Origin of the sequence: Oscillochloris sp. ZM17-4 (genome assembly GCF_019599295.1) — a bacterium.
Classification (GTDB): Bacteria; Chloroflexota; Chloroflexia; order Chloroflexales; family Chloroflexaceae; genus Oscillochloris.
Map to the genome: position 1 here is coordinate 30,212 of NZ_JAIEWN010000032.1, position 19,740 is coordinate 49,951.

General features: G+C 63.4%; 13 protein-coding genes. 3 read left to right on the plus strand and 10 right to left on the minus strand.

The annotated features are described in order from the left end of the window. The first annotated feature begins 177 nt into the window (after positions 1-177). The 3 genes from K2Z83_RS19745 to K2Z83_RS19755 all read left to right on the plus strand — a co-directional run bounded on the left by K2Z83_RS19745 (position 178) and on the right by K2Z83_RS19755 (position 4,871). Complete coding sequence (locus tag K2Z83_RS19745; protein WP_220596908.1) at positions 178-873, plus strand: sigma-70 family RNA polymerase sigma factor; 696 nt, start codon at positions 178-180, stop codon at positions 871-873. 173 nt (positions 874-1,046) lie between these two features. Further along, on the plus strand, positions 1,047-1,790 hold the full coding sequence (locus tag K2Z83_RS19750; RefSeq protein WP_220596909.1) for a hypothetical protein: 744 nt from the start codon (positions 1,047-1,049) through the stop codon (positions 1,788-1,790). A gap of 165 nt (positions 1,791-1,955) precedes the next feature. After that, on the plus strand, positions 1,956-4,871 hold the full coding sequence (locus K2Z83_RS19755; RefSeq protein WP_220596910.1) for a CHAT domain-containing protein: 2,916 nt from the start codon (positions 1,956-1,958) through the stop codon (positions 4,869-4,871). A 292-nt stretch (positions 4,872-5,163) separates the two neighbouring features. On the opposite strand, the gene K2Z83_RS19760 is transcribed toward K2Z83_RS19755, so the two are convergent. The 10 genes from K2Z83_RS19760 to K2Z83_RS19805 all read right to left on the minus strand — a co-directional run bounded on the left by K2Z83_RS19760 (position 5,164) and on the right by K2Z83_RS19805 (position 19,713). After that, positions 5,164-6,258: a ParB/RepB/Spo0J family partition protein gene (locus K2Z83_RS19760; RefSeq protein ID WP_220596911.1), complete on the minus strand. Its 1,095-nt coding sequence runs from the start codon at positions 6,256-6,258 to the stop codon at positions 5,164-5,166. Next, the gene (locus tag K2Z83_RS19765) at positions 6,258-7,064 is read right to left on the minus strand and encodes a ParA family protein (RefSeq protein ID WP_255604301.1); all 807 of its coding nucleotides are present in this window, start codon (positions 7,062-7,064) and stop codon (positions 6,258-6,260) included. Before K2Z83_RS19765 ends, K2Z83_RS19760 begins: the two co-directional genes overlap by 1 nt. A gap of 213 nt (positions 7,065-7,277) precedes the next feature. After that, on the minus strand, positions 7,278-7,634 hold the full coding sequence (locus K2Z83_RS19770) for a helix-turn-helix domain-containing protein (protein WP_220596913.1): 357 nt from the start codon (positions 7,632-7,634) through the stop codon (positions 7,278-7,280). Then, positions 7,631-8,491 (minus strand): phage antirepressor N-terminal domain-containing protein, encoded by an 861-nt coding sequence (locus tag K2Z83_RS19775; protein WP_220596914.1) that lies wholly within the window; start codon positions 8,489-8,491, stop codon positions 7,631-7,633. The genes K2Z83_RS19770 and K2Z83_RS19775 overlap by 4 nt, the downstream gene beginning before the upstream one ends. Before the next feature lie 165 nt (positions 8,492-8,656). Next, positions 8,657-9,964: a replicative DNA helicase gene (dnaB, locus tag K2Z83_RS19780; RefSeq protein ID WP_220596915.1), complete on the minus strand. Its 1,308-nt coding sequence runs from the start codon at positions 9,962-9,964 to the stop codon at positions 8,657-8,659. Then, complete coding sequence (locus K2Z83_RS19785) at positions 9,961-11,553, minus strand: hypothetical protein (RefSeq protein WP_220596916.1); 1,593 nt, start codon at positions 11,551-11,553, stop codon at positions 9,961-9,963. The genes dnaB and K2Z83_RS19785 overlap by 4 nt, the downstream gene beginning before the upstream one ends. A gap of 731 nt (positions 11,554-12,284) precedes the next feature. Further along, positions 12,285-13,937 carry a helix-turn-helix transcriptional regulator gene (locus tag K2Z83_RS19790; RefSeq protein WP_220596917.1) on the minus strand — a complete coding sequence of 551 codons (1,653 nt, stop codon included), beginning with the start codon at positions 13,935-13,937 and terminating at the stop codon, positions 12,285-12,287. Positions 13,938-14,053: 116 nt separating this feature from the next. Further along, positions 14,054-16,558 (minus strand): DUF262 domain-containing protein, encoded by a 2,505-nt coding sequence (locus K2Z83_RS19795; protein ID WP_220596918.1) that lies wholly within the window; start codon positions 16,556-16,558, stop codon positions 14,054-14,056. A gap of 21 nt (positions 16,559-16,579) precedes the next feature. Beyond that, complete coding sequence (locus tag K2Z83_RS19800; protein WP_220596919.1) at positions 16,580-17,665, minus strand: hypothetical protein; 1,086 nt, start codon at positions 17,663-17,665, stop codon at positions 16,580-16,582. Then, positions 17,662-19,713 carry an ATP-dependent endonuclease gene (locus tag K2Z83_RS19805; RefSeq protein WP_220596920.1) on the minus strand — a complete coding sequence of 684 codons (2,052 nt, stop codon included), beginning with the start codon at positions 19,711-19,713 and terminating at the stop codon, positions 17,662-17,664. The genes K2Z83_RS19800 and K2Z83_RS19805 overlap by 4 nt, the downstream gene beginning before the upstream one ends. Between the last annotated feature and the right edge of the window lie 27 nt (positions 19,714-19,740).

A 19,740-nucleotide genomic window follows, 5' to 3' on the forward strand; every position in this document is an offset into this window, starting at 1 on the left:
ACATAGTCATTCATTGTTAATGCCTACAGCGTATACTCACAACGGATCTTCCAACACCACCCTTGTGGATAACACATTCATATCAGACAGATAGGGGCTGTGATGGATCAGGAAGCGATCACATTCCGACGCTGCGCCGACACAGTCGCGTTCTTGAATAGCACTGAGCACTGGGGATTGAGTGAGGAAGAGTCATCGGCGCTGGCCGACGCCGCTGCGGCCTATGTGTACCCGCAGGGGAGCAACGCACAACTCCGCATGGTGATCACCAATATCCGCCGCGATCTCCCAAGCGTGGAGGCGCTGCGCCGAAGCGGCCACATGGGGCACCTCGCGGAGTGGGAGAGCTGGCTGGGGCAGGCCCGGGCCATCCTGCGGCAGGCGAACCTCGACTGGGCATATGACGGCGCGGTAGATAGCGACGACCTGATGCAGGTCGCCCTGCTACAGCTGGCCCGCTCGCTGCCTGGGTTCCGCTACCAGAGCCGCTTCTCCACATGGGCCTATCAGGTGATCACACAGAGTGTCCAGCGCCACCTGCGCGATCTGTCCGCCCAGAAGCGCGCCGGCGAGATCGATGGGTCGGTTGATCCGCACACGGTGGCACGCGCGATCGGCGAGGGCGATCACCCTGAGGCGCAGGTCGCGGCGCGGCTGCTGACGACCACCGTGGAAGCTGAGCTACTGGCGGCGATGGGCTCGCGCAACGCGGAGGTGTTTCGGCTGTGGGCCTGCGATGACCTCTCGGCGGAGATGATCGGGCAGCGCGTGGGGCTAAGCGTGGCGCGGGTGTACGCGGTGATCGCCCAGGCCCGCAAACATCTCTCCGGGCAGGCGGCGATCATTGATTGGGGAGCGGCTACGCGAGGCTAACCCTCGCGGGGTAGGAACAAGGCCAGCCAGAAGTTGCAGAGCAACTTCTGGCTGGCCTTGTTCGTCTGATCTGCAATACGCTTTTACGCCAACCCGGTACAGATATTGTAGAATGCAAGACTTAACATAGCGCAGCACCAACACGGATATGGTCATGCGCAAGGTGAATGACGATGGATCATCCACAATGTGATCATGTGCGCGCAGCATTGTTGCAGGCGCTCACAAATAGCCACCAGCCGGCACAGACCCCGGCCCTGGCGCAGCATATCGCGCACTGCTCAGCGTGCCAGGATCTGCGCGCATCGGTGTTCCAACAGCTGCTGCCGAGCAAAGCTCTTCCCGCTGATCCGTGTGCGCTCTGCCAGCTCGACCTGGCTGCCTATGTGGATATGAACCTTGACGCGGGCACCCACACGGCCGCGCTGGCCTACCCACAGGTCTGGTGGCACCTCTGGACCTGCCGCGACTGCGCCAAGATCTTCGCGCAGACCGCAGCCCTCGCTGGCGCTGAGCGTGCCGGTGTGCTCACATCGATCCCAGTGGCAAGGGTCACGCCGACGAATCCGCGCCACGTGATCGGTCGACTCAGCGTAGCACCACAGGTGGTGGCCCGCTTCATCCAGAGCCGGGCGCTGCTGGGGGTGGCCTACGGTGATGAGACGCCGATGGTGCTTGATGATGGCGAAGACAACATACACAGCTTCCAGCTGAGCGTGCAGCGGGGGGGGGGCGGCACATGGCAGGTACTGGTCAGCGTGGTGCCGCCGGTCGCCGGCGTGGCGGTGATCACTGTAGGCCAGACGACCTACCATGTGCCGTTCGACGCGCAGGGGTTCGCCCGCGTCGCTGACATGCCCTCCGCACTGCTCCTCGCTGGCGAATCCGCCATCGCCGTCGCGATCGAAGCGGTGTAACTCATCCGCAGACAAACCGCACGTTTCCTCGCTCACGCACCCCTTATCTCCTCGATCAATCCGCCTCCACCCCGACTGCTGTGTTAGGATAGCTGCACACGCCGGGCCGGCGCTTGCCCTGATGCAGGGTGACACGCCGGCGCCCCTGCCGACGTACCGCACCGCATGGATAGAGATCCCACCAACTCGCCCCCGCCACGCTGCACCCGCATCCTCACGATCAGCGACCGCCACCCGCGCTGCGCCGTCGGCCTCGCTGGCCGACTGCTTGCCGCAACCACACCCGATCACCCGAACTACGCCTGGGCCCAGCTGACGTTGGGCTGGTGCCTGGTGCGCTGGGAGGATCTGCCCGCGCCGGTGCGGCTGCTCCAGCAGGCGGAGGCGACCCTCGCCGCGCGCGGCGCACGCTGGGGCGCGCTCACGGCGCGCACCGCGCTCCTGCTCGCCGCGCTGCTCCAGCGCGGCGGGGCGGATCTGCTGGGTGCGTGGGATCAGCTTGCCTCCGACTGGGAGTCCGCTGGATGGCCAATCGAGGCCGCCCGCGTGCGGATCAGCCAAATGCGTACCCTGAATACCCTTGGCCGTCCGTACGAGGCCCTGGCGCTGGCGACAAGCATCACGCCACTGATCACAGGGTTGGGTACGCCTGCGGATCATGCGACCCTGACATACGTTGCGGGGACCGCACGGCTTCAGGCAAGCGACTTCCCGGCAGCTACTGCGCTCCTCGGCGAGGCGGCAGCGGGCTTCCGGCAGCTCCGCCAGCCCGCCGAGCTGGCGAAAGTCTGGTTCGAGCAAGCCCGCGTGGCCTTTTTTCAAGACGATTTCTATGGCGCACTCGCGCTGCATACGCACGCGCAGGAAACCTTCACCCGTCTGGCCATGCCGCTACGGGCGGCCGTCTGTACCAAGAACATGGGTGCCATCTGGGTGAAGCTAGGACAGGCAGATCGGGCGATCAGCACACTGCTCGCGGCACGAACACGTATGGCCGCCATCGGGCAGCCCTATCAGGTGGCCGACTGCGATCTCAATCTCGGCAATGCCGCCTACCACAGCGGGCTGTATGATCTGGCCTTGGGTGCCTGGCGACGGACGGAAGTCATCTATACGCAGCTCGGTGCCCCAGGTATGGCCCTGATCAGCCGGCGGAACCAGGCCGAGGCATACATCCGGCTCGGGCAGCTCGACAGCGCCGAGTCCCTGCTCACCGCGCTCGTCGGCGAGGCCACCCAGATTGGTGCCCACCGCGATCTGCCCGAGATTCTCCAGGGGCTTGGTGAGGTACTCCATGCGCGGGGCGAACCCTCGCGCGCCCTGGGCTACCTTCAGGAAGCGGAGGCGTTGTTCGCCGCGCTGCCCAACCACCCCGCCGCAGCACGCGCGCGGCTGGCGCAGGGCTGGCTGCACCTAGACGGCGATGATCTGCCTGCGGCGCGAGGATGCTTCCAGCAGGCGGCGCAGGATCTAGTCAGCAGCCCGCTCTACCACTGGCGCGCAATCTACGGCCTGGGCCGCTGCGCGGACGCGGTGGGTGAACCGGCGCAAGCGCTGGGACACTACCAGCGCGCCAGCGTGGGTGTCGCAACGCTGCGCCACGCCCTGGCCAATTCGCACGCGTCGAGCGCGCTGTTCCGCGAGGCAGCGCAGCTCTTCGCCGACGCCATCCGCCTGGCCGCCGCAGGGGGCAACCCCCGCATCGTGCTCCAGCTCTCCGAGCAACAGCGCGCCCTAGCCCTCCAGCAGCAGATCCGCCGCGAGCCGATCATCCTGCCCCCAGCGCTGCGGGCAGACTACGAGGCACGGAGGGCACGCATGCGCACGCTGGTGGACGAGGGGGCTGACGGCACCAATCTCGACGCGGCGGTCACGGACTATATCGAGATTCTGCTCCACGGGCGGCACTACAACCCGGCGCTCAGCGAGCTGCCGGCCCAGGAGCTTGACCTCGCCACGCTGCGGGCCACGCTGTCTGCGCGCTATGGGAATGCGTGGACGGCGCTGATCTACGTGAGCTGCGGCGATGATCTGCTAGCGCTGAGCCTCGATGCCGAAGGCCTTGATCTGACCCGTACCCCGCTCGACCGCAGCCTACGCCGAATGCTTGACCGGGCCAGTCTGCCGCAATACCGAGCCTATACCTACCAGGATCTGGCCTTCCAGTCGGGCAAACAGGCCGCGCCATGGGCGGACCTCGCCACGCTCGGCGAGCGGCTCATCCCGCCTGCGGTGCGCGCCCGGCTCAACTCAACCCACCGCCTGCTGATCGTCCCCGGCGGCCCGCTGCACAGCCTGCCCTGGGCCGCGCTGCGCGTGGATGATCACTGGCTAGTGGAGCGAGCAGTTATCCAGCTTCTACCTAGCCTCCAGAGCTGGCCAGAGCTGGCGCGGCGCACGCCGGCGGGGGGCGATGCGCTGCTGATCGGGGTCAGCCAGTTCGCGGGGCGGGCGGCAGCGCTGCCGAGCGCCATCCCCTCGCTCGACCTTGTGCAGCGCCACTGGCCGAAGGCAGTGCGCCGTATGGAGGACGGGACGATAACCCGCGCGCAGCTCCGCACGGCGGCGGAGACAGGCGATCTCCAGCGGTATGGACTCATTCACATGGCCACCCACGGGCAGCAGGTGGCGGGGCGCGGGCTGCTGGCACACCTGAAGCTGGCCAACGATGACCTGCTGGTAGATGAGGTGGCCGACCTGCGACTTGGAGGGGCGCTAGTGGTGCTGGTCGCCTGCGAGGGGGCTGTGGGCGAGACTCTGCCGGGCGAAGAGCTGCTCAGCCTGAGCCGGGCGCTGCTGGCGGCGGGGGCAAGCGACGTGATCGCGAGCCTCTGGCATCTCTACGACCTAATGGTGCTGCCGCTGCTGGAGCCGCTGTACGCGGCGCTGGCGGCGGGCATGGACGCGCCGACGGCGCTGGCCGAGGCCCAGCGCGCCTGCATCGCGGCAGGGCGAGAAGGTGAGGGGAATCTTCTGGCGTGGCCGATCGTGTGGGCAAGCCTGTGCGCCCTCGGCGCGGGGGCCTGGGCGCTTGCGCCAGCGGGTGGCGCCACGCCCACTGACGTGGTCCGTCACCAGTGACCGGCTACTAAAACACTTGGTGTGAGATCCCGTACACGGTTTTGCATGAGGACGCGGTCGACGCTAACGCCGTGCAGCCAGATCGGGCGAATCGCGGTTCTGCCCATGGCGTCCCAATGCGGTGGAAACGATCTCACACCAAGCGTTAAAGAAACACCCAATGCCACCAACGCAACGATTATGTCGAGCCTCCCGTTATGTGGAACATCTATGGCCCTATGTTGCACATAGCCATAGGCTCGACATAACTGATGCGGTGATGCTGTGGTACGACTCCCCACCCTACAATGATTTAAGAAATATCAAAGCTGCCAGTTGCTGCTTCAAGCGCCTCTATCAGCGCAACGATATCGCGGTGCAGCGCGGCGCGCTCCTCGTCACTTAGCTCAGCCATGCGTGGGTGAAGGCGCTTGAGATCTTTGGCCGTGCGGGCGAGCTTGTCGCGCAGCGGCGGTAGCCACTGTGGCGCGCGGGCCGAGGGTGTGGCCTCGGCCCGACGCACTCCTGCCAGCAGGCGTCCAATGGTCGTGAGATCAACACTCGCAGCCACACGATCACCGCTGGAGGCAAGGGCAATGGATCGCTCGCGGATCTGTCCTAGCACCGTGTCAACCTGATCGGGGCGCAGCTCCCCAGCCCGCACCGCCCGGTGTAGCGGCTCGATTTGGTTTTCACGCAGGCGTAACTGCGCGATAGCCTGCTGCTGCGCATTCGTGAAGGCGAGCAGCCGGGTAAGCTCATGTCGCCGCGTGCTGCTGAGGCGGAAGCGACGCTCTACCTCCTCCCAGGGCGCGTCGCCGAGGGCATCTTTCATCTGGAGTAGCGCCCAGGCCCGCTCCATGTCGGTGAAGTCAGCCCGATCTTCGTTCTCGGCGTACTGTACCTGGACGCGCTCGGCTGGCGAGGGTGGGTCAACAACGATGGCGTCAAGCGCTGCGATACCAGCTGTAGTCGCGGCGAGCCAGCGCCTGTGGCCGATGAGAATCAGGTAGCTCGCCGCAGTGTAGTGCTCGCTCGCCCCCGGGTACACGATGATCGGCTGGATCTGCCGCTCTTGGAGCGAGGCCCCCAAGTCACGCAGTTCGCCCATCAGCGCTGTGTGCGCGGGAGGAACTTCGCCCTCGCGGAGCAACTCTTCGGGGAGTGGGAGCAGGCGCGGCTGCCGGAACGCAGGGCGCAGATCTGGGGCGATGAGCTTGACGCTAATCTGCTGCACGGCCCGCCCGGCGGTCACCGTATCCAGCGCCATGATCCCAAAGTGGCTCGTGATCGCGCCCTGGCTGGCGGCTGTCTCTTCCGCCTCAGGGGTGGCAGCGAGATCGGGGCGGCGCAGGGCCGCCGCGTTCTCACGGATCGTCTTCAGGCGGTCGTCATTCTTGGATGCCATCAGCGCTGACCATCGAGCTTGATCAGCTCGCCTACGAGTTGGAGGAAGAGGGCGCGGGACTCGGCGACATCGGGGCCGCTGTAGTGAAAGATGTCCTGGCGCACTGCAACCGAGTCTCGCAGGGCTGCCCGGACTGGGATAACGGTGTCGAGGAGCAGATCACGATATTCATCGCGCAGGAGCTCATCGTACACGCGATCCGCGCCGCTGCGCGGCATGTACTTATTGCGGAGTACGCTGACCTGAAGCTGTGGGTTGACCTTGCGCACGCGCACCTGCGTTACGGAGTCCATTAGGGCCACGAGCGCACGGATAACCAGATCCTCAGACTGCACTGGGGCTAGGCAGCGCGTGGCGGCGGCTAGAGCCATGCCCAAAATAGGGCTGCGCGCGGGCGGGAGGTCGAGAACGGCCACATCGTAGGGGATCGGGTGATCTGGGGAGTCGAGTGCCTCCGACAAAAGAAAGATCCCGCCGAGGGTCGCGGCATTGAGCAGGGAAGGGAGGCTCGCCATCTGCGGGTGAGCGGCGAGCACATGAACGCCACCGGTCGTAGGGATCGCACGGTCGGTAATACTTTCTGTGCGCAGCTGGCCGGCGATGGCCTCGTTAAACACCCCAAGGGCGCTGCGATCAGCAGGCATGGTTGTGACATCGATGCCGAGCCAGTGGGTCGCGCTGGCCTGGGCATCGAGATCGACCAAAAGAACATCGAGCCCCGCCTGCTGAAAGGCGGCGGCCAGATTCACAGAAAGGGCGGTCTTCCCGACCCCGCCTTTCTCAAGCGCCACAGCATAGGTGATCATCAGCACATGCTCCGTTCCGGTGTGGGTAGCGTTCGTTGTCTGAGCATATCGCGTGCGAAGGGCAGGTCAGATCGCGGTTTAGCGCATCTGAATGCTGGAAAAGGGGGGGGTGCGCTGAGCGCACCCCGGGCGTATGACGAATAGAGGTCGAGTCGCATTGTACGGCATCCTGATGCGCTATCGGGGGGGGGTGCGCTGAGCGCACCCTGATGGTCACGATGAGCGGGGCGAAGGCTGATCGAGCAGTCGCTCTAGCGCTGCCAGCATCGGCGGGAGCAGGTCGGGGTGCTGCTCCAGGGTTTGTGTGAGTAGTTGCACTGCCTGGTGCTGCGCGCTTCGCCGCTGCTCCTCAAGCAGGGCTGCGGGCGGGATGCCCAGCACATCGGCCGCGCGGGTCAGGGCCACCGCCGTCATGGCCCGCTCGCCAGACTCCCATTTGGCAACCGTCGAGCGATCCACCCCCAGCGCCTGTGCGAGATCTCCCTGGGTGAGCACGACGCGCAGTCGAGCTGCGCGGAGGCGCTCACCAACTTGCGCATCGATGCTCGCCTCGCCAGTGCGCCCAGTCATATCAGCTGCTCCTGGTGCGGAGGCAGAGCGTCCGGGTCATCAGGGAGCAACGTTGCGGCCTGCTGATGCAGCCAGGCAAGTGCGCGGTCGTATTTGCTCGCTGGGAGCGCATCATACCGTGGGATACCCATGTCGATCTTAAACTGAGCGAATAGCCGCTCGTAGGTGTTGATCGTCGTATTGGTGCGCTGCTGGTAGCGGATGGCAATCCGCTTGATGGCCCGCTGGATATACTCCGCTTGGACCGCGCTAATTTTCACGATCTGTCGCAGATCCTCGACCACATCCTCAACTGTCTGTAGCCGGTCGTCGATCGAGCCAACCTGCTCGCGCGTCGCATGCTGCTCGGCGAGGCTGGCAAGGAGCACATCCCGAAGGGTGCGGAGCTCACGTACAGTGGCGGCCAGCTGCTGATGGATCTCGGTGGGAATGAGGGCGGTGTCTGTGGTGGCCGGCGGGTTTAGCGGCAGCGTAGGGATAGCGGGGCCATAGAGCGCGTTCAAAACAACGACGAGCTCTTTTTGGTAGCGTACGAGCTTCGGGCGCACATCATCGCGCACCTGGCTTGGGGTGATTGTCGCGAGCCAGAAGGCGATGTGGGTGTGCAGGATGGCCAGCACCGAGCGGATACGACCGCCGATAGGGACTTTGACCACGCGGAGGCCCTGGGAGAGCACATCATGCTCGCGGAGACGATCGCTCTGCGGTTGGGTGGCAAGCCCGAGGGCATCGCATACAAGGCGGATGGGGACTGCGACCCCCTCGCCTTCGAGCACCGCAGCAATGATCTCATCGCCATCAAGATCGACGCTCTCAATACGGACGGGGCGCTGCGGAAGCTCCGGCAGATCGGTCATACAATCTCCATAACATGTGGCGTAATGCCACAATAGCACAGGTGATCAGGTGCGTCAAGGGTGAAGGTGGCGTTCCGCCACCTTGGATACAGCAAGTGATCTATCGAACGTGACGTTCCGCCACATTGATCGCACTGCGACATAGCATATGTTCTGGCATGAATCTCACCCGCGCCGCGTCTCCAGGTTGGCAAAGCGCGTCGTCGGCGCGTCAAAGCGCACCCCCACCACGCCCAGCGGCCCGTTCCGCTGCTTGGCCACGTGCAGATCTGCCACACCATCCGGTGTCGCCTCGTTGGCGATATCCTCACGGGAGATGAAGATCACGATGTCCGCATCCTGCTCCAGGCTCCCGCTGTCGCGCAGGTCGCTCAGCTGCGGCACTTTGCTCGCCCGCTGCTCCACCGCCCGCGATAACTGTGAGAGCGCCAGCACCGGGCACCCCAGCTCGCGGGCCAGCAGCTTCAGCTGCCGCGAGATCCGGGACACCTCGTCGACCCGGCTATTCGTTGGCGTATCGCCGATCAGCAGCTGGAGGTAGTCCACAATCAGCAGATCGAGCGGGCGCACCGTCGCTAGTCGCCGCGCCTTTGATCGCACATCCATCACCGTCAGCATCGCGCTGTCCTCGATGGCGATCGGAGCTGCGGCGAGCACCCCGAGCGCATCAACCAGCACCGGATCGCCCCGCCGCAACCGCGCTTCCACCTGACGCGTGTCCACCCCCGTATGCATGGCCATCAGGCGCTGTAACAGCTCGCTCCGGCCCATCTCCAGCGACACCACGCCCACGCTGCGCCGCTCGTGGACCCCCAGGTGGTAGGCGATGCTCATGGCTAGCCCCGACTTACCGAGACCCGGTCGCGCCGCCAGCAGGGCGAGTTGCCCTGGCCGCAGGCCGCCATTGAGCCGCCGGTCAAGGTCGAGCAGGCCTGTTGGCACCACTCGCTCGTCGACATTGGCCTGAGCCATGTCAAAGAACTGCTGGACCACTGTGCTCAGTGACACAAAGTCGGCCCCGCGCTGGCGCTGGCTGACTGCGAATAAGGTCTGCTCGGCCCGATCAAGAGTCGCCTCCAGATCGCCCCGCTCATCGTAGCCCAGAGCAGTGATCGTCCCACCCGCCTCGATCAGCCGGCGCAGGGTCGCGGCGCGGATGACAGCCTGTGCGTAATATTCCACATGGACTGCAGTCGGCACCTCGGTGGCCAGTTCACCCAGGAAGCTCAGCCCGCCCACGAGCTCCAGTCGCTCCTGGCGACGTAGCTCGCTGGCGACCGTGGCGAGGTCGGGGGGCACTCTGCAAGCCAGGCAAGCGAGCATGGCCGCGTAGAGCTGACCGTGCCGCTCCAGGTAAAAATCTTCCGAACGCAGCTGATCGCTGACGGCCAGGATGGCGTCACGCTCCAGCAGGATGGCACCGAGAACCGAACGCTCGGCGGAGAGGTCGTAGGGCACATGGCGCTCGTTCATGCGGGGTGCTCCTGCTCCAGCCGCGCCAGGATCGCCCGCTGCTCGGCGGGGGTCGCCACGGCGCGGAAGCGGTAGATCCAGCGGTTGCGCTGCTCGTCGGTAAGACCGGGGTGCTGGTAGATCGGCAGGGCGCTGAGGGGTCGCTCATGGACGACGGGCACCGGGATCGCATCCGGGAGCGGGAGGTCGCCCAGGTGATCGGCAGGATGCTCCTGGGCCAGCCGTGCGAGGATGGCGCGCTGTTCGGCAGCGGTATGCACGGCGCGGAAGCGATAGATCCAGCGGTCGCGTTGCTCATCGGTGAGGCCAGAGTGCTGGTAGATTGGCAGGGCGCTCAGTAACTGCTCCGGCTCCATCGGCACATCAGTGGCGGGCAGGTCACGCAGGGCGGAGACGACCCATGCGGGGAGGTCACGCACATCGGTGCGGGCGCGGGACTGAGCGATCACCCGTGTGACCTGTGCGACCGGGCGATCGGCAAGGCGCTGCGCGACGCTGCGCCGCACGCCGACAGCAAGCAAGAGCTGGGCGCTCTCGCTGGGCACCGGAGAATCGGTCGGTGGCGGGACACGCCGTCCGGCTGTTCGATGGCGAAGAGGAATATCCCCACCACCACCATGGTGCGCATTGTTCGCTTGGGGGCTGGTGGTGGAATCTTTCTCCTTTTCTTCCATGACTCCATGTGATCTCGACGTGTCGATCACGACAGACGTTTTCAGGCTTTCTGCTGCGGTAATCGCCCCTGCACCATGCGCACCATGCCCGATCTGGTTCCCGAGTCCCTCCCCGAGTCCCTCCCCGAGTCTCCCCCCGGTCATGGGGCCGATCTGTCTCGGCGGCACAAAGAAGAGGACGTGGCCGGGTTCGGCTGGGGGCGGGGGCGGGGGCGGGAAGGCGGTGCGCCGCCAGCCCGCATCGGTGAGGGCGTCGGGCGCACGCTGGGATGCGCTGGCGAGGATGGTGGCTTCATCGGGGAGCGGTCGGGGCTGGCCGTGTACCAGGAGGTGGAGATCGTCGAGGATGGGGTTGGCGACGGGTAGGCCAGCGAGGGCCAGGGTGTAGGCCCCGACCTCGCGCAGGCCGAGGAGCGGTGTGGTGAGGTAGCGGCGGGCGATGGCCGGGGGGGCGGGGTGGGGGTCGAGCCGTCCCATGCAGACATCGAGGATGTTCTGGTCGAGGCGCAGGGTTGGGATGTGGCGTGGGCGACCGAGGCAGGGGGCATGGAGATCCCAGGGGCAGGGGGTGTCACCGATGATGCCCCAGGTGGGGGTATAGGTGGACTTGCCGCCAAGCCGGGGGGTGACGCTGACCCAGGGGGTTTTGGCGAGGTGTATGAGGGCGCGGGCGGCGGCACCGTCGCGGAGGGAGGGGTCGAAGACCTGGAGGTCGCCGGCGGAGAGGGGGACGGGCTGGCCGGTGGCGCGGAAGATGCGGGCGATCAGGGCGAAGGCGGCGATGGCGATGGGGGCCGTGCGCAGATCCTCGGCGAGGCGGCGGGGGATGAGGACGTAGTAGGTGGGCGTGGTATCGCCGGTTGCCATCGGTGCAGGCGGCACCGGGGCGGGGCGGGGAGCTGTCCAGGGCTGCATAGACCAATCCTTCTCTGCCGAATAGCGGCAACACAAAGCCGAGCCCTGTCGGCTTCCGCGTTGACAAGGCGATCAGCGGTCGATATACTAGAAGCGCATAGGCCACCCGCTTGACGTCACCACCCTTCGGTGTGCTGGACGTTCCGGCAGTGGGCGGATTTTGAAGGGCTCTCGACGGCTTGGCGGCTTGGCGAGGGCCTTTCGCATGCCCACCGTTTGGTGCCTGGTGGTGTTACTTTCCTATACCAGTTATGCGGATACAGTTCGTGATCGCCGGGTCATTGCAGTGGCGATCAGATGTACTATCATAGCATGCCGTTTTTGGAAAAACGGAGTGCGATTCGGCTTCCTAATGCTGTAAATCTGTGATCAGTAGTTTAAATACTCGCAAGTACCGGAGGTGTGCGAGGCCGCCGCAGTTAAACTGCTCGCAGGTACCGGAGGTGTGCGAGGCGCTGCAGTTAAACTGCTCGCAGGTACCGGAGGTGTGTGATTCCGCCGCAGTTAAATAGCTCGCAGGTATCGGAGGAGTGCGCGGCCACCGCAGTTAAACTGCTCGCAGGTATCGGAGGTATGCAAGGCGTGGTAGCACAGGCGTCCCTTGTTCCACGACAGAAGTTAAACTGCTCGCACGCATCGGAGGTGCGTGCATGCGCGGGTTAAACTTGCCCCGTCGAAATCAAGGGTATGTCATGCTGGGCCGCATTCGCATTTCCCGAAGGCATTCGCGCTTACGGCGAACCAGTGGTGTCGGCCATCGGCTCGGCCAGCCACGCACGGAGCCGGGCGGCGAGCTGCGGCGATGGCTGGCGCCGGTCGCCCTCAATCTGGGAGAGGTAGGGCACGGAGATACTCAGGTGGCGGGCGAGTTGATCTTGCTTCCAGTGCCGTGCCGCGCGCGCCCGGCGGATCGACGCGCCGCTGATCAGTGTCTCCTCGGTGGGTGGCGGATCGAGGATCACCTCTGATGCCTGCAGGAGAATCTGGGCCGAGGCATGGCTCATGATCTGCTCCTGGGACGTGGGCGTGGTCAGCGCTAGATCGATTCGGGCGGCCAGCCAGCGATCAACCCAGCCGCGCTGCCGATCCTCGTCGGTTGGGCCGTAGCCGTCGGGCCAGGTGACATCAACAAAGATATCTGCCTCGCGAAGGCTGAGGAGCGCGCTGTCCAGGCGGTCGCGCGTGCGCCCTGCCCAATCCTTGGTGCGCGCCGCTACTTTAGGGAGCTCGCCGATATCGGTGAGGAGCGCGGCCACGCCGATGGTGATCTGGCTCCGCTGGTTGCTGCCTGCCCGCATCAGGATGTGCTGGCCGATCTTCTTCGCCAAGACTGCCACGCCGCGATTCTCGCGGTGGTCGAGCTCCAGCAATGCGCGGGCCATGCGGCCCACAAAGATGCGCCCTGAAGCGTTGAGCCACCAATACGCCCACTGGCCGGCGCGCACACTCCAGGAGATATTGGCGGCTTGGCTCTCACCGCTCCGCTCGACGATCACAATGTCGAATAGCGTGTCGCCGCGCCATGAGGCGTGATCGAGCGGCTGATCTCCATCGCCGACTGGCCAGGCCTCAACGTCAAACGAGAGGTGGCGGAGGTGATCGATCTCTTCCGCGATCCGTTGGCGCATGTCGGCGCGATCACTCCCCCAGCGCTGGATGCCCTTGTAGCTCAGGATGGTGTCGGCGGTGATACGGATCGGTTCTAGTAATGGGTACTGTGGCCCAGACCCACTCTCAGGCGCGCAGAGCTGCGCGAGTACGGCCAGGGCTACGTCGGCGGTGAATGGACTCAGTCGCTCAACAAGCGCCCACAGGGTGTCCCCAGTGGCAAGGCTGCCGCGCCCCGGCTGGACGTAGACGCTGATGATCCCGCCGTGAACCGAGGTGTGCTGGTAGAATGGCATGCCATCAGAGCGGATTCCCCAGCCATCGATCAGCTCGCGCGCACGCTGGCCGCCCTTCCAGATGGCGCTGATAGTGGTAAAGACAGCAGGGTTGGTGGGAATGTTTCCCTGTCCGTCAGGGAAGGCGTTGAGCTCTGCAGTATTACGATCCTGAGCGCGGAGGAGCGGGTCAGGCTGTGCGACAAGAGCCTGGATCTGGGCCAGAAATGCCGCCCGTGTATCCGGGTCGTCGATCTCGTGGATCACGCCTGCCGGCATGTGTAGCCGGAGGTGCGCGATCTGTTCGTGGTGGATCGGACCATCCTGATCATAGAGCTCACTGAGCGCCGCACGCCCTGGCAGCTCGCCGGGCCTGAGCCGCAGAAAAAACTCTAGCCACCAGCGCCCACCGTTGATGATGAGCCTACGGAATTCGCTATCCTCGGGCCGCTCAGGCTCCTGCTCAGGCGAGGGCGTATCTCCGGCGGGTAGTGGCGTCATCCGTGCTTTCTCATTGTCTGGGGCGGGCAGATGGCTGGTGGCGGGATTATAGCACGCTGGGTGTGCGGCGACCGCATAGGTAGTGGGGTCGTGCATGCAGAGCTCCTTCTCTGATATCAGATCTGAGTCCGGCGATAAGCACCGCGCGCGGCGCGCTCAATCTGGCCGGCCTCCATGGCAGCCTGGATGACCCGCTGGGCGCTCCCTTCGGAGCAGCGCAGGCGCACACGCACGTCGCGCGGGGTGAAGAGGATTCCCTCTCCATCGGGGAATGCGGCCAGCAGGTCGGCCATCCCGTAGGTCATTGGTCGCCCGCCCATGGGCGCTGGCTCGGTCGTGGCGACGTTTAGCGTAGCTAGTTCGGGCGGTGTGGAAGGACTCATAACCTGTTCTGATGCGGATTCGTGCGGCATGTTGTCGCTGGGCAATTCGGCGACGACCCCCCGTAGCGTCTCGACCTCCACGAGGAGGGCGAGACGCACGGCCTCCAGGGTGCGGTTGGAGGTCTCTACGGCGACGATCCCTGCGGGGATGCTCAGCGGTAGCAGGAGGACGAAGCTGCCGGCCAGCAGCGGCAGAAGCTGCGCCTGCACGGTCACGTCGATGGCGGGGGCGTGGCGCGCCACGAAGCTGGCGTTCAGCAGGGCCGTGACGAGATAGAAGTAGATCGTCCAGCGGTTGGATGGCGCGCCGACGAACGCCGCCGCCGCGTTGGCCTTGGCGATGTAGAGCGCGCAGGCGTCGATCATCAAGGTGAAGGCCAATGCCGCACCGTGGTAGACGGCGGCGGGGAGCTGGAGCGCGCCGACATGCGCCGGGGCGATGGCGGCGACTGATTCCCAGATGTGGATGGCGCTGACGAAGATGATCGCCCAGGTGAGCAGGTGCCCCCAGGCCAGCAGCCCCTCGGCGGAGCGGAGCGCCTCGGCTTTGGCGCGCAGCAGGCCGCGCTGGCGGGCGGCCTGGGCCTCGGGGCGCTCCAGCAGGGCTGGGTCGATGCTGAGCTGCTGGGCGAGCGGGGCGGGCGCGGCGGGGCGCTCGCGGATGGTGATGGCCATGATTAGGATCTCCCTTGGTGGAGGCTGTTCAGCCTCAGCCTGCTCCATGTCGAGGTCGGGGCCGCTGGCGATGTAGGCGCGCGGATAGATGTGATGATCCTCTAGGCGCATCGAGGTGTCAATCTTCTGCGTGCTATTCCAGTCTTTGAGCCCCTGAGCCGCATAGCCGAGCAGATTGAGGATGCCACGATAGGTGGCGCTCGCCCGCTTGGTGTAGCTGTAGAGGTCTTCTGGCTCGGTGATCAGTGAGCGTAGGCGCATGAAGTAGCTTCGGGCGGTGATCTGCTCGTGGCGTGCGACATGGGTGAGCACGCCGCAATCCGTGATAATCACCTCGTTGGTGGCCGAGCTGTAGCGGTTCGAGAAGATGGAGGCCCAGTACCAGAACTCAATAAAGCGCCGCTGCTCCTCGTTCATCACGTCGAAGCTGCCGATCTCGCGTAGGAAGATCATAAGCGGGATGACCATGTTCTCGGAGGGCATCCAGTCATGGGAGAGGATGTAGTGCTGGCTGGCCAGATAGTGCAGGCTGCGGGCGTAGAGATCGCAGACAGTGTCCCAGTGGCGGGTGAAGTCGGTGGCCTCCAGGTGCTTGAGGATGTAGCTCTTGTCGATCTCGACGGTGCCGCCGCGCTCGATACCGGTGATGTAGGCGATGGCGCGGACGACGATCTCGCGGTTGAGCGTAATCTTGTGATGGCTCTCGAACTCCTCGATCCGCTTGCGCAGATTGAAGCCGCTGTAGAGCTTGGCGGCCAGGATGTCGGTGAAGTTGAGTTGGATACCGCGACTGTTGCTGCGCTCGAAGAAGAGACAGAACTTGTCGAGTTGCATGTCGAGCATATAGAAGGCCAGCATCTTCTGCTGCTTGTATAAGTCGATGAGCAACGTCATCGCTCGTCGGTAGAGTTTCTGCGCCAGCTTGCGCTGGTCGGTATCGTCAGATTGGTGCAGATATTGCCCGTAAAGCGATTGGGTAAAGCATGCATCCTTCTCTTCTTGCTCCCAATCCTTGATATGAGAAGTGTAGGCATCGGAGAGCTTGACCGAGATCGCAGTTGGATGTTCCTCACCGGCGATATACTCTAGTACCTCCTCCAGCCTCACCGCTCCGATCTCTTTGGCGCTCATAAGGTCGCGAAGGATATCAAGATCGCGCAGAATGATATAGACATTATCCTTGCCTGTAATGGCGCGGTAGAGGGCTGTGATGCGCTGCTGACCGTCTAGAACGATGCGCAGATTCTGCGTCATTGCGCGCCTGACAATCTCGGCAGTGGAGAGGTCGTGGGTGCGGAGCTGGGTATTGCCGCCTTTGGCCTTGGGTCGGCCCTTGCTCTTGCGCGGGCGGGTGTCGATCTCGCGCAGGGTCATGCCGAAGGAGGGCTTGCCGTAGATGATGGTGCCGATGAAAATCTCGCGGATCAGCGAGTCGAAGAGGTCATAGGTCTGCTCCAGCTCCCAGCGGAAGTCGCGCTGAAACTCGGGGAGCATGATCGTGCGGCCATCGATGCCGCGCACAATGTCGAGCAGTGATTCGGTTTCGCTCTGGGTGTCGGGCATCGATAACCGCCTCCTGAAATGCTATATGGCAGGCTCTGTGCTCTCGGAAGTAGCGACAATGGCCGGGGCGAGATTGGCCGTCAGGCTGCGCAGGGCATCGACCTGGGCCACAAGCTGGCCTTGTAGATTGACCGCGTTGGTGACGATGGAGTAGCCTTGTTTGACCACTGCCTCACCAGATTTTTTAACCTGCTCGATAGTGACGCTCAGACCAAGGATCTGATCGAAGGCTCCGTCTACCTGTCGGCGGCGGGTTTGGAGCACGCCGTCATCGTGGCCCCGTGGGACAACCAAGCTACGGGCCAGCCAGTAAGCAGCATGAACATAGACATCGCTGCTGGGGTCTTCCTCGTCCCAGAGTACGATGATGTCGCTGCCATAGCGAGCCAGCGGCGGCTGATTGCGCGCTGATGCGCGATCCCAGACAAAGATTGCGGCCTGGGCGTTACGATTCTCACGGGCGGCTTTGCACTCGACAAGGGCTTTCTCGCGGTTGTATGCCTGTGAACGCTTGGCCTCAACCACGACCCGCTCTCCGACTGCGGCGCAGTCTGAACCCAGCGTGATCACCGCGTCGCCAACTTTTGCGTTGAGCACGCTCCCAACGAGTTCACCCGTGCCGTCGCAGTGGTCGCCTGCACCATGAGCCAGGCCAGATACCAACGTCACCACGGCATCCTCGAAGGGCGCTCCGCCCTGGGTGCTGCGCCGCTCAATCTGGCGGCGGGTGCTCAGCGCCTCCAGACGACCCACCAGATCGCTGTGGTGGGTGCCGGTCGTCTCGCTGAGTCGCGTGTAGAGCGTCTCGCTGGTCTGCACCACTCGCTGGAGCAATGAGTCTGGTGTGTCGAGTGAGAACTGCCGGCCAAGCAAGTCGGCGTGGTCGTGAAGGTGCTGGCTGAAACGGGTATCGACTTGCTGGAATACGCGCTCTGCGGTTTGCTGGAGGGCTAAGGCATCTACCTCGCCGCGTGCATGGCGCAGGGCCTGGAGGCCGAGGCGTAGGGCGACGAGGGCGATGCGCTGCTGCTCATCCTCCTCGCCGTAGCGCGCGAGGTCGGCTAGGATATCGTGATCGGTCAGGGTGAGGTCGATGCTCGTTGTCATGGATGCACCTCTGTGGATAGAGCGTTGTTTGGGAGTGGAATTCCAGCACGCTCACAGATCTTCACCAGCATGGTCTGCACTGTAGGAAACGCACATCCCTTGGTAGCCGCTTGCCTTACCAAGTGCGAGACAACTGCGTGACGTTTAAGGCTCTTTGGCCCTTTCTCCCCAGTTATTGTGTATACCTCAAGCTCCAAATCATCCCAACTGATACCTGCTGTACAAACATCCTGGTGTATTACTTCTTCAAGCTTGGGATTGAAGACTGCACACGTCTCGTGGACACCAGTTGGCCAGTCTTCAGGATAACAATTACAGAGGCTCAGTAACTCGCGATTCAGCTTACTGGATGTGGCACGATCAGACTCCTTCGTCTGATTACTATCGTTGTCCCAAACCACAAATGTCGGAATCTGAAGATGGGAAAAGATAATCAAAGGTTTCGCAAGACTACCTTTACCATCTACAGCAACAACTGCAATCCCGTATGCCTCAAGGGAAATATCCATAAGTTGCGCAACTCCCTGTAAGAGGGCACGATCACCTTCGCCCTCCACAAGCACCACAAAATCGGCGAAGAAGCCTTCGTTCACCGATGCGGTCAGCATTGCTGCGAGCTTTGCATGGTTGATTCCGGCCCCGGTAACAATTGCACGGCTTGTTGCGCGCACTGCGGTCTGGCGCGGCGTGCTGGGCCGAGGCGGAGTCTGTTTTGCCACCACGCGAATTTGCTCAAAGCGATCAATATCTACGAAGATCGGGCTATGGGTGCAGTAGATTACTTGGATGCTATTTGCAACACCACTGACCTGTCCGGTCGCTAGGTTGTGCAGGATACGGGCGAAGTGTCGCTGTCGGGTGGGGTGCTGGAATAACTCGGGTTCCTCGATTGCCAGAATGAGTGCAGGTTGCTCCTCAGTCATAACACCCCCGATGGTACCAGTGTCTACTGCTGGCTCTGCAAGGGTAATCGCATCCTCAGAGGTGGCGGTATCAGAACGTGTGGCAAGCTCCTCTATGGGGACAGAGATTTCACCCTGATTGCCTTGGCGCATGGCCAAATCTTGTAATAGTGAGATGATAAAGGCTCGCTGAACTCCATGTCCAGTTCGCTCAGTTGTCGTTGGGTAGCCATCCTCACTAAGCTGCACACGCACCTTCGGCAGCGGCAAGGTAATGCTTGGCGGCTGCCAACTCACTCCAACATCAGTGTTCGGCGCAAAGTAGTGCAGGGTCTGATTCAAGCGTTTGTTAATCTCATCGAGATCGCTATTCGTAAGATCTTGTATTTCTTTCAGCTTGGATGATGCCTCTGCCTGTAGCCGCTGAACCTCGGCACGATCCGCGAGCGACTTGCGGATGACCATATCTACCAATTCGTTGATCAGGCTGCCGCGCTCATCGGTGGCGTCGGCATTGGCGTCACGCATTGCCGGCACCAGCAGGAAACGTGTAAATCGCTCCAATCGCTCGGCTCCGGCCTGGTTAAAGCCGAAGAACTGGGTCTCGCTGGAAAGCAGTTCACAGGCATCGGGGTGGCTCAGCTCCCATGCAATCAGCGCATCACGAATGCGCTGATCATTTGAGAGGCTCGTGGCGCTCGGAAGCTCCGTATATGGTGCCTGCTTCCGCAGATCGCTATAGGACGTTCGGCGATCACCTGCGGTTGTCTTATTCAGGATCTGCTCTAGAAATGGTCGGTGGCGTCGCATCTGGCCATAGTAGGCTTGCTTCGCCTTCTCACCAACCCATTCAATGCGCTTCTCAACGACGAGTTGCTGGCTGTGATAGTACTTGTCCAGTGCTGCCTGCTCAACTGGGCTCAGATCTACATAAGTGACAGTGATACGGATCGGCTCGGAGGGATCGTCGGCGTAATAGTCGTTACGTTCAACACGGGCATTTGGCTTGTAGAAGATGTCCAGCGCGCGCAGGAAGGTTGATTTGCCAGCGCCATTGGCTCCCACTAGGGCAGTGAGGTTATCGCATTCCAGTGTCGCGTTGTAGATTGAGCGAAATCGTTGGACTTGGACGGTTTTGATACGCACGATGCTCCTCCATGTAGATGTGAACTC